The following is a 15,033-nucleotide window of genomic DNA, read 5'->3' on the forward strand; positions in this document are numbered from 1 at the left end:
GGCTAAGGATGTTTTCATCTATCGCCTAATATCTTATATCTAATTAAAAATGGCAGGAGTAAAAGCCGCTGAAGTATCAGCAATTTTAAAGAAACAATTATCAGGATTTGATGCTACCGCTACTTTAGACGAAGTAGGTACTGTTTTACAGGTAGGTGATGGTATCGCAAGAATCTACGGACTGGCAAATGCCCAATATGGGGAATTAGTTGAGTTCGAAGGTGGGCTTGAAGGTATTGTATTGAACCTTGAAGAAGATAACGTTGGTGTCGTTCTTTTAGGACCTTCTAAATCAGTTGGCGAAGGCGATACGGTTAAACGTACGCAACGAATTGCATCTATTAAAGTTGGTGAAGGAATTGTTGGTCGTGTGGTTGATACCTTAGGTAACCCAATCGATGGTAAAGGACCTATTGCCGGCAAGACTTACGAAATGCCATTGGAGCGTAAAGCACCAGGAGTTATTTTTAGAGAACCTGTTACTGAGCCAATGCAATCTGGTATTAAAGCAATTGATGCTATGATTCCGGTTGGTAGAGGACAACGTGAACTTGTAATTGGTGACCGCCAAACTGGAAAGACTACAGTTTGTATCGATACCATTTTAAATCAAAAAGAATTTTACGATGCAGGTGAGCCTGTTTTTTGTATCTATGTTGCCATTGGTCAGAAAGCTTCGACCGTAGCCGGTATTGCACAAGTATTGGAAGATAAGGGAGCTATGGCCTATACGACTATCGTAGCGGCTAATGCGTCTGACCCTGCTCCAATGCAGGTATATGCTCCTTTTGCAGGTGCTTCTATCGGGGAGTATTTCCGTGATACTGGTCGTCCGGCATTAATTATATATGATGATTTATCAAAACAAGCCGTAGCATACCGTGAGGTGTCCCTTTTGTTAAGAAGACCACCAGGACGTGAGGCTTACCCAGGTGACGTTTTCTACCTACACTCTAGATTATTGGAGCGTGCTGCAAAAGTGATCAATAACGATGCTATTGCAAGAGAAATGAACGATTTGCCAGAAGTGTTAAAACCAATGGTAAAAGGTGGTGGTTCTTTAACGGCTTTGCCAATCATTGAAACACAGGCAGGTGACGTTTCCGCTTATATCCCAACCAACGTAATTTCTATTACTGATGGTCAAATATTCTTAGAGCAAGATTTATTCAACCAAGGTGTACGACCAGCTATTAACGTAGGTATTTCTGTATCTCGTGTTGGTGGTAACGCACAGATTAAATCAATGAAGAAAGTTGCAGGTACGTTGAAATTAGATCAAGCACAGTTCCGTGAGTTGGAAGCTTTCGCGAAGTTTGGTTCAGATTTAGATGCTGCTACTTTGAACGTAATTGAAAAAGGACGTAGAAACGTTGAAATATTAAAGCAAGCTCAGAACGATCCTTTTACTGTTGAAGATCAGGTTGCAATTATCTATGCAGGTTCTAAAAACTTGTTAAGAGATGTTCCTGTAGAGAAAGTAAAAGAATTCGAACGTGATTATTTAGAATTTCTTAATGCAAAACATAGAGACGTTTTAGATACGTTGAAGGCAGGTAAACTTACAGATGAGGTTACTGATACGTTAACCGCGGTATGTAAAGATCTTTCTGCTAAATATAAAAAATAAACCTAGTACATAGTACTGAGTAAAAAGTACAAAGTGTTTTGCTTAACCATGTTGAACGATATGCTTTGTACTTATTACTAAATACTCTAAAGTATGGCTAACTTAAAGGAAATACGGAATAGGATTTCATCGGTTTCATCAACGATGCAGATTACCAGCGCCATGAAAATGGTTTCTGCTGCAAAATTGAAGAAGGCACAAGATGCCATTACAGCAATGCGGCCCTATGCCGATAAACTAACCGAATTACTTCAAAATTTAAGCGCTAGTTTAGATGGTGATTCAGGTAGTGTATATGCCGATAATCGTATTGTAAAAAAGGTTTTAGTTGTTTCCATAACTTCAAATAGAGGTCTTTGTGGTGCTTTTAATACCAATATTTTAAAGCAATCGGTTAATCTTGCTGATAATGTACATGCCGGTAAGGAAGTAGATTTTATTACTGTTGGTAAAAAAGCAAATGACTTTTTAGGAAAACGTTTTAAAGTTATTGCAAATCATAGTGGTGTTTATGATGACTTAACTTTTGATAATGTTGCTGATATTGCAGAAAGTTTAATGCTTCTTTTTACAAACGGATCTTATGACCGTATTGAAATTGTCTATAACAAATTCAAAAATGCGGCTACTCAAATTGTAATGACAGAGCAGTTTTTACCGATTGTTCCATTAGAAGTTGAAGGTACTGTGAGCGCAGATTATACGTTTGAGCCTTCAAAAGTTGAAATTATAGAACAATTGATTCCAAAATCTTTAAAGACACAATTATATAAAGGCATTAGAGATTCGTTTGCTAGTGAACATGGTGCACGTATGACAGCTATGCATAAGGCAACTGATAACGCGACTGAAATGCGTGATCAACTGAAATTAAAATATAACAAAGCAAGACAAGCTTCTATTACTAATGAAATCTTAGAAATTGTTGGCGGTGCGGAAGCATTGAATAATTAAGAGTTATTTCGTGCTTAGAAAGCAATCTTTTGATTATAAAATATTCTAATATGTAAAACCCCACATTAATGTGGGGTTTTATTTTTTATGGGTTTTAGATTCCTTTTTTTATCCGACTTTTGCCTTGACCATGAAATCCAATAAAACAGCCTTACTATTCATTTTCATTACCATTCTAGTTGATGTAATCGGCATCGGCATAATTCTTCCTATTATTCCTGATTTGATTATGGAATTGACAGGTGAAGGTAATCACATAGCAATTATCTACGGTATGTGGTTAACAACCGCGTTTGCCGGGATGCAATTCTTGTTTTCACCAGTTTTAGGTGAGATTTCTGATAAATTTGGTAGACGTCCTATATTACTTCTTGCACTTTTTGGGTTGAGCGTTGACTATATGATTCATGCGTGGGCCCCAACCATAGCCTGGCTATTTTTAGGAAGATTTTTGGCGGGTATCACAGGGGCAAGTTTTACTGTTGCATCAGCTTATATAGCAGATGTCAGTACTAAGGAAAATAAAGCAAAGAACTTCGGATTAATAGGAGCTGCTTTTGGTGTAGGATTTATTATTGGACCAGGTATTGGTGGCTTTTTTGGAGAAATTGATATTAGATTACCTTTTTATATCGCAGCAGGATTAACATTTGCGAACTTTTTATTCGGTTATTTCTTTGTTCCAGAATCTTTGGCTCTAGAAAATAGACGAGAAATTAATTTCACGAAAATGATTCCTGGGGTTTCTTTAGTGGCTTTGAGAAACTATAAAGGGTTATTATTATTGATTTCTGCTTTCTTTTTGGCAAACTTAGCGGGACAGGCTTTACCTTCTACATGGTCATATTATGGTATAGAGCGATATGATTGGAATCCGAGTCAAATTGGCGTATCACTTATGGTCGTTGGTCTTCTTGTGGCTATTGTACAAGGGTTTTTAGTGGGTGTATTGGTAAGGAAATTTGGTAAACGAAAAATCATTATTTATGGATTTATGCTGTGGACGGTAGGAATGTTCCTTTTTTCCCTAGCTTCTGAACCTTGGATGCTGTATGCCTTCTTAATTCCATATGCATTAGGCGGTATAGCTGGCCCAACTGTACAAGGGGTAATCTCTAATCAGGTATCTGAAAAAGAACAGGGAATTTTGCAAGGGTCTATTACAGGGTTGGTAAGTATTACTGCCATTTTAGGGCAATTCATTTTTGCACCGGTATTTTATTATTTTATCCGCCCAGAGGCTTCTATTTATTTTCCTGGCGCTCCATATGCATTAGCATCTTTATTCTTGTTAGCGGCTTTTATATTAGCATTCACAGCTATAAAACGGATGGATGTTGAGCCAGAATAACATTATTATACTAAGATTTACGTACACTTTAGTATTAAGCAGTAAATTAAAGACATATACTTATTTTTATAAATATCTATACTTACAAAAACTAACTTTGTAAACAGGGTTTTAATAGGTACATTTATTGCTTCAATTTAAGGTACTTGAATCCACTCAAAAAACTTTTTAAACAAACTGCTATTTATGGCTTGGCAACTGTCTTGCCAAGGATGATTTCATTTTTGTTGGTGCCTATTTACACCGAAGTAATGGCGCCAGGAAAGTACGGTGAAGTAACCCTTATTTTTTCATGGTTCGCAATTTTCAACGTGTTTCTTGCCTATGGCATGGAAACTGCATTTTTTCGATTTTATAAAGAAGCAGATAACCGTAAAAAAGTAGTGAGCACCTCATTACTTTCAATAATGGGCTCAACATTTTTATTGATGCTGATAGGAATTCTTTTTAAAGAAAAACTATCAAACGCCTTAAATATAGATTTGCCTTTCATGAATTATGTGTTGGGTATTTTAGCATTAGATGCACTAGCAATTATCCCTTTTGCATGGTTGAGAGCTAACGAGAAACCAATGCGATATGCTATTGTTAAAATACTTAATGTTTCACTTAATCTAGGGCTTACCCTCTTTTTCTTAATTCTACTACCTAAAATATCCGATGGAACTGCTTCTGGATTTTTGAATTCGATTTACAAACCTGATTATGAAATACCTTATATTTTAATAGCCAATTTATTAGCTAGTGGGATTACGCTACTTCTTATGATTAGGGTTTATATACGTCGACCATATGTCTTTGATGCCATTTTATGGAAAAGAATGGTAAGATACGCTATGCCTGTTATGGTTGCCGGTATTGCCTTTACCATAAATGAGGTATTTGACCGTTATTTACTTTCAGAATTATTACCTGTAGATATTGCAAAAAGCGAAATGGGTAAGTATTCCGCCTGTTATAAACTAGCGCTGTTCATGACCTTATTTGCTACGGCTTTCCGAATGGGAATTGAGCCATTTTTCTTCAGTCACTCTGACACTAAAAATCCGCAAAAAGCCTATGCTCAAATTACCAATTACTTTGTGGTTTTGGGTAGTATAATTTTGGTAGCAGTAGTTGTTTTCTCCGACGTGCTTAAACAATTATTAGTATTAAACGAGGCGTATTGGGAGGCGATGCCAATTGTACCTTTGATTGTATTGGCAAGTTTTTTCTTAGGAATATATCATAATCTATCAGTTTGGTACAAAGTAACCGATAAGACGATTTATGGTGCTTATATTTCAATGATCGGAGCTGTTATTACAATAATCATCAATTTTGTTTTCATACCTTATTTTGGGTATATGGCATCAGCTGTAGCTACGGTATCTGCATATGGTACCATGATGCTATTATCATTTTATTTCGGACGCATGTATTATCCTATTCCATATAACTTCAGAAAAATTAGCTTTTATTTAGTAGTGTCTATCTTGTTTTCCATCCTTTCATTTTACATTTTTGATAGAAATCTTTTTGTAGGCATACCATTGTTATTGTTGTTCTTAGGTTTGGTTTACAAACTTGAATTTGACAACTTAAAAAAATTATATTTAAACAGATGAACATAAAAATTATCAATAAGTCTAATCATGATTTGCCGAACTATGAAACTGGTGCATCTGCCGGTATGGACTTAAGAGCAAATCTTTCAGAATCCGTTATTTTGCAGCCTTTGGGAAGAACAATTATACCGACAGGTCTTTTTATGGAACTTCCGATTGGTATAGAGGCTCAGGTGCGCCCAAGAAGTGGTCTTGCAGCTAAAAAAGGAATTACTGTACTAAATGCACCTGGCACGATTGATGCAGATTATAGAGGAGAGGTAGGTGTCATTTTGGTCAACTTATCCAACGAACCTTTTACTATTGAAAATGGTGAACGCATTGCTCAAATGGTAATCGCTAAACATGAAAGGGCAGAATGGAGCCTAGTAGATTCGTTATCGGAAACAGCAAGAGGAGAAGGTGGTTTTGGAAGCACTGGTGTCAAATAAGTTATTTAACATATAATTATACGTTTAAGGGATATATGAAGAAGTGGTTCTTTTTGGTGATTGGAATTAGTGGATTTTTTTCACTAACGACAATCTATGCCCAAGAAGAACGAGACATAGAGGTTGAACAAAGTGCTGAAGTATTTTTAGAAGAGTATTCCGATGCTTTTCAAGAGAATTTTTTCGAGGGATTGAAGCAAATGGGAATTCGGAATTATGATCGTGCGATAACTTACTTTTTAGAATGTAAACGGCTTCAGCCAGAAAATACGGTGGTTTCTTTTGAATTGGCAAAATTTCACCTTTATGACAAACAATTTGAAGTAGCTCAAGAATATGCAATAGAGGCTGTACAAGGTGAACCAGAAAATTATTGGTACGCAGAAACATTAATAAATATAGTTGAAGCTAGAAAATCTGTTTTAGAAGATATCATAGATAAATTACCCTTTAATAATTCTGAGTTGAAAAGTAATATAACAGAGATTTATTTTTTGAAGGGGGATTATGTAACTGCCCAATCTATTTTAAAGGATTTAAAGGCAACTAAATCTATCGAAAGACTAGAGCAACGAATAAAGGATTCGCTCGAAATACAAAGGGAAAAGATTTCATCAATAGCTGTACTCAGCAAGAAATTTTCTAATGAAGATTTAAATGGAGTAGAAGAATACAAGTCGAAAATAAATGAGTTGCTAATAGCTAATCTTGATGCGGATAAATTATTATCAACGTCAGAAGAGGCTATGGAAAATTTTCCTTCACAGCCATTTTTTTACTATGCGAACGGCACTGCCTTAAACCGTTCACAAGAATACAATGATGCTATAGAAATTTTGGAAACAGCTTTAGATTACTTGATTGATGATATTGTTTTAGAAAATAAAATTTATAAGGAATTGGCCAATGCGTATACCGCAATCAACAATACGACAAAGGCAAATATGTACCTTAGTAAAATAAAACTAGGTTTTTAGATGATGAAGTTTTTGAAGGGGATTACCATAAAGCGTACATTGTTGATAGCATCAGTAGTGCTAATGGCTTCTTGTAAGAGTGCAAAGGTCGTTACGGGTGGAACTGTAGATGAGAAATTATCGGTAAAATCTGTCATAAAAGCGCATTATCAAAATCAGGCTAAATTTAAAACACTCAATGGTAAGGTGAGAATCAGTTTTTCAGATGGGGAATCTTCGCAGAATGTTTCGGTTAGTATACGAATGGAAAAGGACAAGGCCATTTGGATGAGTGCACCATTGGGTATCGTTAAAGCGTATATTACACCCGATCGTGTTTCGTTTTATAACAAATTGCAAAATGAATACTTTGATGGGGATTTTTCCTATTTAAGTGAATTATTGGGTACCGAGGTTGATTTCTCAATTTTGCAGAACCTGCTAACCGGACAAGCTATCGTTGATTTGAGACAAGAAAAATATGGTATTGATCTATTCGAAGAATCATACAGACTAACTCCTAAGTTGCCAGGAACGTTATATAAAACTTTATTTAGGATTGAGCCAAAAAATTACAAAATGGCTCTACAGCAACTTTCTCAACCTTTAGAGCAAAGATTGTTAGAGATATCGTATGAGAATTACCAAATCTTAGATAAGGAGATACTTCCAAATGAAATAAAGATTAGGGCGATTACCAAAGACAATGAGAATAATATAGCCCTAGAATTCAGGAATATTGAATTAAATGGCGCGGTTAATTTTCCGTATTCCATACCAAAAGGTTTTAAAGAAATAGAGCTATAATCAAATGCAGTTTAAACTACAACATGGCGTTTTATTTTTGTTGTTGGTCACTGCTATGACGTGTTTTGGTCAAACTAGTGAACAAAAGGCTTTAGAAGAAAAGCGTGAACAACTACAATCAGAAATTAGAAATATTAACCGTTTACTTTTTGCTGAGAAGAAGGAAAAAGGAAATGTTTTGGATCAAATGGAAGCGCTTGATAAGAAAATTACTGTGCGTCAACAATTAATTCGTGTTACCAATCAACAATCTAATTTGTTGAACCGTCAAATTAATACAAATATTAGAAATATAGGAAAGCTAAAATCTGAATTACAAGAAATCAAGGACGAATATGCCAAGATGATTCAGAAATCATATCAAAATAAGTCTAAGCAAAATAGATTAATGTTCTTATTGTCGTCCGAAAGCTTTTTTCAGGCTTTTAAGAGGCTTCAATATATGAAGCAATATACAGACTACAGAAAAGAGCAAGGTGCTCAGATTATTTCTAAAACCGAGGAGTTATCACGTTTAAATACTGACCTTAACGAAGAGCGAAAAGTAAAAGAGGTATTATTGGCCCAAAATAAAAAAGCAAAAGATCAATTGTTTGGTGAAATACAAACACAAAAAGCATTGTTAGGTACTATTCGTAAAAATGAATCTAAATATACTAGCGCAATTGATGCCAAGAGGAAAGAGGCCCGAAAGATAGATCAGCAAATAGAACGATTAATTAGAAGTGCTATCGCGGCATCCAATAAAAAATCGGGAAGCACTACCAAAAACTCAAGCAAGTTTGTCCTAACCCCTGAGGCGACTATCATTGCAAATAATTTTTCTGCAAACAAAGGCAAATTAATTTGGCCTGTTGAAAAGGGTATAAAGAGTCAAGGGTTCGGTGTGTATAGTGATCCTGTTTACCCAGGTATAAAACACCAAAGTAACGGTGTAATAATAGCAACAGACGAAGGGTCAAAAGCACGTGCTATTTTTGAAGGCGAGGTCATAGCTATTTTGGCTGTTCCAGGAGGAAATAAAGGGGTTCAAATTAAACATGGAAATTTTATTAGTACCTACTACAACTTATCTGATTTGTATGTTAAAAAAGGTGATAAAGTTGCTAGTAAAGAGGAGCTCGGGACTGTTTATACCAACCGGAATAATGGCCAAACTCGCCTTAAATTTTATCTTTATCAAGATACCTCTCGCTTAAACCCTGAAGATTGGGTGTATAGGCTTTAACTACTATTCGATATGCGAAATAAACCGGTAATTACAGATATTCAAGGAAGTTTTACCTTACGTAATGGTGTACAAATGCCATATTTAGGCCTGGGAACTTACCAAGCTGATAATGAGCAAGAAGTTGTAGATGCTGTAAAAGGAGCATTACAATTGGGTTACAGACATATAGACACTGCGTCTGCTTATAAAAATGAAGAAGGTGTAGGGCAGGGCATAAAAGAAAGTGGCGTTAATAGAGAGGAGATATTTGTAGTTACGAAGGTTTGGAACGCTGATCAAGGATATGAGTCTACGTTAAAGGCATTTGATGAGAGCTTAAATCGGTTAGGTTTAAAGTATTTGGATTTATATTTGATCCATTGGCCAGTGGCAGGTAAATACAAAGAAACTTGGAAGGCCCTTGAGTTTTTATATGCACAAAAGAAGATTAGGGCAATAGGAGTCAGTAATTTTTTAAAGCACCATTTAGAAGATCTAATGGAGGATTGCAAAATAGTTCCTATGGTGAATCAAATGGAATTTCATCCCCTTTTAGTACAGCAAAATTTGATAGATTTCTGTAATAAAAATTCTATTCAATATGAATCTTGGTCACCATTTATGCAGGGCAAGATTTTTGAATTAGATATTTGTAATTATTTGGCAAGAAAACATGAAAAATCAGTAGCGCAGATTATTTTGCGTTGGAATTTACAGAAAGGTGTGGTTGCTATTCCTAAGTCAGTCCATATCAATCGCATTACATCTAACGCGGATATTTTTGATTTTGAATTATCTAAAGAAGATATTAACTTTTTAGATAGTTTAGAAACAGGACAACGAAGTGGTCCTGATCCAGATAATTTTAACTTTTAGTAAATAAGGCTTTCAATTCAGTTGCATTGTCAGGCTTCATTTTACCTGCCAATACGAGACTCAATTGTTTTCTTCGAAGAGCACCTTCAAAACGAGATATTTCTAATTCCGTTTCAGGTACTAGTTCAGGCACCTCAGTAGGCTTGCCCGTTTCATCAACAGCAACGAATGTGTAAATCGCTTCATTTGCTTTGGTGCGCTTACCATTATAACGATCTTCTATCCAGACATCAATGTACACCTCCATAGAGGTGTTATAGGCTCTAGAAACTGCTGCTTCGACAGTTACAACACTGCCTAAGGGTATAGCAAGGTTAAAGGCTACGTGATTAACAGACGCCGTAACTGTAATTCTACGGCTGTGTCTACCTGCGGCAATACTAGCAGCACGATCCATTCGCGCCAATAATTCGCCCCCAAATAAGTTTTGCAGTGCGTTGGTCTCACTAGGGAGAACCATATCGGTCATTGTGGTACGAGATGCTGCAGGTGTTTTTGCTTCCATTAATTGAAATTTTCCGCAAAGATACGGGCATCAATGGTAGTTATAAAATGTGTATAGGTTTATTTTTTAGATAATAACCAAGCGTCTTTAGACTGGGTACGTTTAATTTCCCTTAACGCTTTTAATGCATCTGATGAATTGGTATAGCTTTCGTAGGTTACCATATGAAGTCCGTAGTCATTGGTACCATAATAATCCGCATTAAAACCACTTGCTTTTAGCTGCTCTATCTTTCTATCGGCATTGGCTTTTACTCTAAACGCACCAGCAACGATGTAATGCATTTCACCTTCTTCAATAGTTGGTGATGTTGTGGTAGTTGCTTCAACAGTTACGGTTGGTAGCTCTAAAGGAGAAAGGTCGAAAAAGGTGGCTTCTTGAATTTGTTTGGTTACATATTCTTGAGCATCTTGCCTAGCAACCTGTTCATTGGTACGTTGTTGTTGAAAAACACGATAACCTGTTACTCCAGTTGAAAATGCTAATAATAAAATAGCAGCGTATTTTAAATAAGGTCTAAAACCTTTATTTTCTCTACGTTCCGGGCTAATAACGAATGGTATATTTTCTTCGATTTCAACTATTTCCCTTTTTAGGACCTCTCTGGTAATAGGAATGGAATTAAAGTTAGAAAGACCGAAAGATGATGTCAAGTAGTTTGGTTCAGAAGCTGGTTGAAATAATATTTTATCCTCATTATTTCTGGATAAGGACCCAATATTCTTTAGGTTTAATGACGTTTCTTGTACTAAGATATTTTTCCAAACCTTAACTTGTTCCTCTATTGAGGACAATGCAGATTCAAAAGTGATTTTCTCTGATTCTGACACGTAAGATACTAGCAAACCATCATTGGAGATGAGTTGTTTGTTAAAGGCGATAGATTTATTTGGTGCACTGAACGTATTAGTGACTTGATTAATACTAGCCGAATTTTTTTGAGCAAGGAATGCTCCAAAACCTGGGACAACAACACAGTTGTACCTGTACAATAAATCGCTTATATAATGTTCTAAAACCATTGTTACGCAAATATGAAAAAAATATGGGGGCATAAAAACCTCTTTCGTAACTTTTTATTAACATATTTTTTTCTCTAATTTGTGAACAATTAATGAAAACTACACAACACACTGCTGATGAACTCATTGCAATACTTCGGTTGCAACATGTTCCAAACATCGGCGATATTTTGGCGAAGAAATTAATTTCGCACTGTGGAAGTCCATCTGCAATTTTTGAAGATAATCAGCGAAACCTTTTAAAAATTGATGGTATTGGTACACATGCCATAAGGCATTTATTCGAAAAAGAACATCTTGAAGCGGCCGAGGCTGAATACAATTATATGGTTAGAAATGATATCGTTTGCACCTATTTTCTAGATGCCTCATATCCTAATTATTTAAAGCATTGTATCGATGGGCCCATACTTATTTTTCAAAAGGGAAATATTGATTTAAGTAATCGAAAGATTATAAGTGTAGTTGGTACTCGTAATATTACTAGTTATGGAATGGCATTTTGTGAACAGTTCATTTCAGATGTAGCTCCGTTGAATCCTATTATTGTTAGTGGTTTTGCCTACGGGGTTGATATTTGTATTCAGAGGGAAGCAGTCAAAAATGGACTTCAAACTATAGGATGCTTGGCGCATGGGTTAAATCAAATGTACCCAAAGGTTCATGCGAAATATCAGGCTGATGTTTTGAAAAATGGCGGGTTTTATACTGAGTTTTGGAGTACCAGTAATCCGGAGCGGGAGAATTTTTTGAAGCGTAATCGTATTATAGCTGGCGTCAGTGAAGCAACCGTTGTTGTTGAATCTGCAGAAAAAGGGGGAAGCTTGGTGACAGCAGATATTGCGAATAGTTATAATCGTGATGTTTTTGCGGTACCTGGCAGAACAACCGACAAGTATAGCTTAGGCTGTAATAATTTAATTAAACAACAAAAAGCGCATGTCATGACCTCTGCCGCCGATTTAATTTACTTGTTAGATTGGGAAGTAGAGCAAAAGCCAAACAAAATTATTCAAAAGCAATTGTTCATAGAGTTGGATGAAGTTGAACAAGATATTTATACATATTTACAGAACAACGGAAAACAATTATTAGATAGTATAGCGTTAGATTGTGAATTACCCATATTTAGAACATCTTCAACGTTGCTAAATATGGAAATGAAGGGAGTAATACGGCCATTGCCAGGAAAATTGTTCGAAGCGATTTAGTCTTTACAAACTATTCGGTTTGTTTTTTACGGGGAACCATAACAATAAATGACATATTGCTTGTACAACGATTTATTTGAGCACTAAATCGAAGTAAATAGAGATAAGACTAGGATTTAAAAGGAAACCTATTTTTCTTAGTATCCCAACTTTTCACGAACACGTTCTAATACACCGTCGGCCACTTTTTTTGCTTTTTCAGCACCTAAAGCTAAAGCATCATCGATCTCGTTTAAGTTGTTCATATAGTAATTGAACTTTTCACGTGGCGCCTCAAACTTATTTACTATGACTTCATAAAGGGCTTGTTTGGCATGACCATAACCATAGTTTCCAGCTAAGTAATTGGCGCTCATTTCCTCTATTTGCGGTTGCGAAGCCAATATTTTATAAAGGGCGAATACATTATCGGTAGAAGGGTCTTTTGAATCTTCCATAGGCGTGCTATCGGTTTGTATGCCCATAATCTGCTTACGTAATTGCTTATCCGTTTGAAAAAGATTGATTAGATTCCCTTTGCTTTTACTCATTTTTGCACCATCGGTACCCGGTATGTACATCGTTTCTTCTTGAACCTTACCATCAGGCAATACAAATGTTTCGCCTAATTGTGCATGAAAGCGAGATGCTACATCACGGGTCATTTCAATATGTTGCATTTGGTCTTTACCAACAGGTACAATATTTGCGTCATACAACAGTATATCTGCAGCCATTAGCATAGGGTATGTAAATAAGCCCGCATTTACATCTTCTAATCTATCAGATTTATCCTTAAACGAGTGGGCAAGTGTTAGTCGTTGATATGGAAAAAAACAGCTCAAATACCAAGAAAGTTCAGTTACTTGTGGAACATCACTTTGTCTATAAAAAACAGTTTTTTCTATGTCAAGGCCAAATGCCAGCCAAGTTGCTGCTGTAGCATAAGTGTTTTGTCTTAGTTCAGTGCCGTTTTTTATTTGAGTAAGAGAGTGCATATCCGCAATGAATAAAAAAGATTCATTTTTTGGATTTTCCGCCATTTCTATCGCAGGCATAATCGCACCTAGTATATTACCTAAATGAGGGGTTCCAGTACTTTGTATGCCAGTTAAAATTCTTGCCATTTGCTTTATTTCTAAGAAAGCAAAGGTAAAACAAATACAAAAAAACTAACCTAAATAACTACTTTTGATTTATGCTTAAAGTCGTTAGACAAACCGGTCAAACACTATACCGTATTTGGTTTCATGTTTTGGTGGCCGTACCTATTCTAATATTTTTCCCATTTCTAGTCCTATTTGCGTCAAGGGAAAAGTGGTATCCACAATTTTTTTGGATGGCGCGAAACCTATGGGCGAAACCCATTCTATATGGAATGTTCTGTTGGCCAAATGTTAAGTATGATCAACGATTAGTTAAAGGAAGCAGTTATATGCTTGTAGCAAACCATACTAGTATGTTAGACATTATGCTAATGCTGGTGGTTAGTAGAAATCCATTTGTATTTGTAGGTAAAAAAGAATTGGTGAATATTCCTTTATTTGGTTTTTTCTATAAACGTGTATGTATTATGGTGGATAGAGATGATGCACAAAGTAGAACCGGTGTGTATAGAAGGGCTCAAAAACGATTACAGCAAGGATCGAGTATTTGTATTTTCCCAGAAGGGGGCGTTCCGGAGGAACAGGTTGTATTAGATAATTTTAAAGATGGTGCTTTCAAAATGGCTATTGCCCATAAAATTGCTGTAGTGCCAATGACATTTTATGATAACAAGAAAAGATTTTCATTTACCTTTTTTAGTGGAGGTCCAGGTAATTGTAGGGCAAAAGTACATCGGTTCGTTGCAACTGACTTCTTAAGACCTGAAGATACATCAATCTTACGAAATAGTGTTAGGGAGACTATCTTGAATGATTTAATTATTAATGGTTAGAATCTATACCCTAAGTTGATTCCTCCTTTACCGATAATGGTAAAGTCCCTATCGTTTTTGAAAAGGTTACGACCAATTCCCAAATCAATTTCTACCACAAATCCTCTTCTAGTAAGAAGCTTTACGCCGGTGCCAATACCAAGGGCAAAATCTATTATATTTTCTTCATAACCACCGTCGTAATAATAGATGTCTGTCGCAGGGTCATATGTATTGTCAAAAGTGAAATCATTGACGGAGTTTAGCATACCAAAAGCCTCAACAAAAAAACCTGAAGCATATTTTTTGCCAAAATACTGTCTATAGTAAGGAGAGACGTAATAGTTTAAATCTAAATTTTCGTCATCAAAAGCCAGTAAAAGGTCTACACCAATACCAGACTCATCATTAATTAAATATTGATAATCTAATTCAACAGCACCTAAAATTAAGAAGAGTCCGTTTATTTTCAGTTCATTCCTATCTTCTATGGGGCTAGTTGATGTCTCATTGTCTTGAGAAAAAATGGTATAACTAAATATGCAAAAACAGATTAAAAGAATTTTTTTCATCATA

Annotated in this window: 15 protein-coding genes; 11 read left to right on the plus strand and 4 right to left on the minus strand. The window is 35.8% G+C overall.

The window, feature by feature from the left end; translation table 11 throughout:
* Positions 1-49 precede the first annotated feature (49 nt).
* The 9 genes from atpA (at position 50) to AACZ41_RS02825 (ending at position 9,822) form a co-directional block, all read left to right on the plus strand.
* Positions 50-1,630 carry a F0F1 ATP synthase subunit alpha gene (atpA, locus tag AACZ41_RS02785; protein ID WP_091625221.1) on the plus strand — a complete coding sequence of 527 codons (1,581 nt, stop codon included), beginning with the start codon at positions 50-52 and terminating at the stop codon, positions 1,628-1,630.
* A gap of 93 nt (positions 1,631-1,723) precedes the next feature.
* Positions 1,724-2,584, plus strand: coding sequence for an ATP synthase F1 subunit gamma (gene atpG / locus AACZ41_RS02790; protein ID WP_339626277.1), 861 nt, complete (start codon positions 1,724-1,726; stop codon positions 2,582-2,584).
* A gap of 130 nt (positions 2,585-2,714) precedes the next feature.
* Entirely contained in the window at positions 2,715-3,935 is a 1,221-nt protein-coding gene (locus tag AACZ41_RS02795; RefSeq protein ID WP_339626279.1) for a TCR/Tet family MFS transporter, read from the plus strand.
* A gap of 146 nt (positions 3,936-4,081) precedes the next feature.
* Positions 4,082-5,542 (plus strand): oligosaccharide flippase family protein, encoded by a 1,461-nt coding sequence (locus tag AACZ41_RS02800; protein ID WP_339626282.1) that lies wholly within the window; start codon positions 4,082-4,084, stop codon positions 5,540-5,542.
* Positions 5,539-5,973 carry a dUTP diphosphatase gene (gene dut / locus AACZ41_RS02805; RefSeq protein ID WP_339626284.1) on the plus strand — a complete coding sequence of 145 codons (435 nt, stop codon included), beginning with the start codon at positions 5,539-5,541 and terminating at the stop codon, positions 5,971-5,973. The genes AACZ41_RS02800 and dut overlap by 4 nt, the downstream gene beginning before the upstream one ends.
* Positions 5,974-6,008: 35 nt before the next feature.
* Positions 6,009-6,950 carry a hypothetical protein gene (locus tag AACZ41_RS02810; protein WP_339626286.1) on the plus strand — a complete coding sequence of 314 codons (942 nt, stop codon included), beginning with the start codon at positions 6,009-6,011 and terminating at the stop codon, positions 6,948-6,950.
* The gene (locus AACZ41_RS02815; RefSeq protein WP_339626288.1) at positions 6,951-7,736 is read left to right on the plus strand and encodes a DUF4292 domain-containing protein; all 786 of its coding nucleotides are present in this window, start codon (positions 6,951-6,953) and stop codon (positions 7,734-7,736) included. It abuts the gene before it with no gap.
* Positions 7,737-7,740: 4 nt separating this feature from the next.
* Positions 7,741-8,964, plus strand: a complete 1,224-nt coding sequence (locus AACZ41_RS02820) for a peptidoglycan DD-metalloendopeptidase family protein (RefSeq protein WP_339626290.1) — start codon at positions 7,741-7,743, stop codon at positions 8,962-8,964.
* A 12-nt stretch (positions 8,965-8,976) separates the two neighbouring features.
* Positions 8,977-9,822, plus strand: a complete 846-nt coding sequence (locus AACZ41_RS02825) for an aldo/keto reductase (protein ID WP_339626292.1) — start codon at positions 8,977-8,979, stop codon at positions 9,820-9,822.
* Here the strand turns inward: AACZ41_RS02825 and AACZ41_RS02830 are convergent.
* Positions 9,812-10,327 carry an acyl-CoA thioesterase gene (locus AACZ41_RS02830; protein WP_339626294.1) on the minus strand — a complete coding sequence of 172 codons (516 nt, stop codon included), beginning with the start codon at positions 10,325-10,327 and terminating at the stop codon, positions 9,812-9,814. The two genes, AACZ41_RS02825 and AACZ41_RS02830, sit on opposite strands and share 11 nt — an antisense overlap.
* Before the next feature lie 59 nt (positions 10,328-10,386).
* A complete protein-coding gene (locus AACZ41_RS02835; RefSeq protein ID WP_339626296.1) occupies positions 10,387-11,382 on the minus strand; it encodes an SPOR domain-containing protein in 996 nt (331 codons plus the stop codon).
* 59 nt (positions 11,383-11,441) lie between these two features.
* Here AACZ41_RS02835 and dprA point away from each other — a divergent pair, with 59 nt between their 5' ends.
* A complete protein-coding gene (dprA, locus tag AACZ41_RS02840) occupies positions 11,442-12,560 on the plus strand; it encodes a DNA-processing protein DprA (protein ID WP_339626298.1) in 1,119 nt (372 codons plus the stop codon).
* Between the two features lie 137 nt (positions 12,561-12,697).
* Here dprA and trpS read toward each other — a convergent pair whose 3' ends face one another.
* Complete coding sequence (gene trpS, locus AACZ41_RS02845) at positions 12,698-13,666, minus strand: tryptophan--tRNA ligase (RefSeq protein WP_339626301.1); 969 nt, start codon at positions 13,664-13,666, stop codon at positions 12,698-12,700.
* Between the two features lie 71 nt (positions 13,667-13,737).
* On the opposite strand from trpS, the gene AACZ41_RS02850 reads away from it, so the two are divergent.
* On the plus strand, positions 13,738-14,478 hold the full coding sequence (locus AACZ41_RS02850; protein ID WP_339626303.1) for a lysophospholipid acyltransferase family protein: 741 nt from the start codon (positions 13,738-13,740) through the stop codon (positions 14,476-14,478).
* Here the strand turns inward: AACZ41_RS02850 and AACZ41_RS02855 are convergent.
* Positions 14,475-15,032 carry a DUF3575 domain-containing protein gene (locus AACZ41_RS02855; RefSeq protein ID WP_339626305.1) on the minus strand — a complete coding sequence of 186 codons (558 nt, stop codon included), beginning with the start codon at positions 15,030-15,032 and terminating at the stop codon, positions 14,475-14,477. The genes AACZ41_RS02850 and AACZ41_RS02855 overlap by 4 nt on opposite strands.
* Position 15,033 lies beyond the last annotated feature (1 nt).

It is taken from the genome of uncultured Maribacter sp., from assembly GCF_963974015.1.
In the GTDB taxonomy this organism is placed as follows: domain Bacteria; phylum Bacteroidota; class Bacteroidia; order Flavobacteriales; family Flavobacteriaceae; genus Maribacter.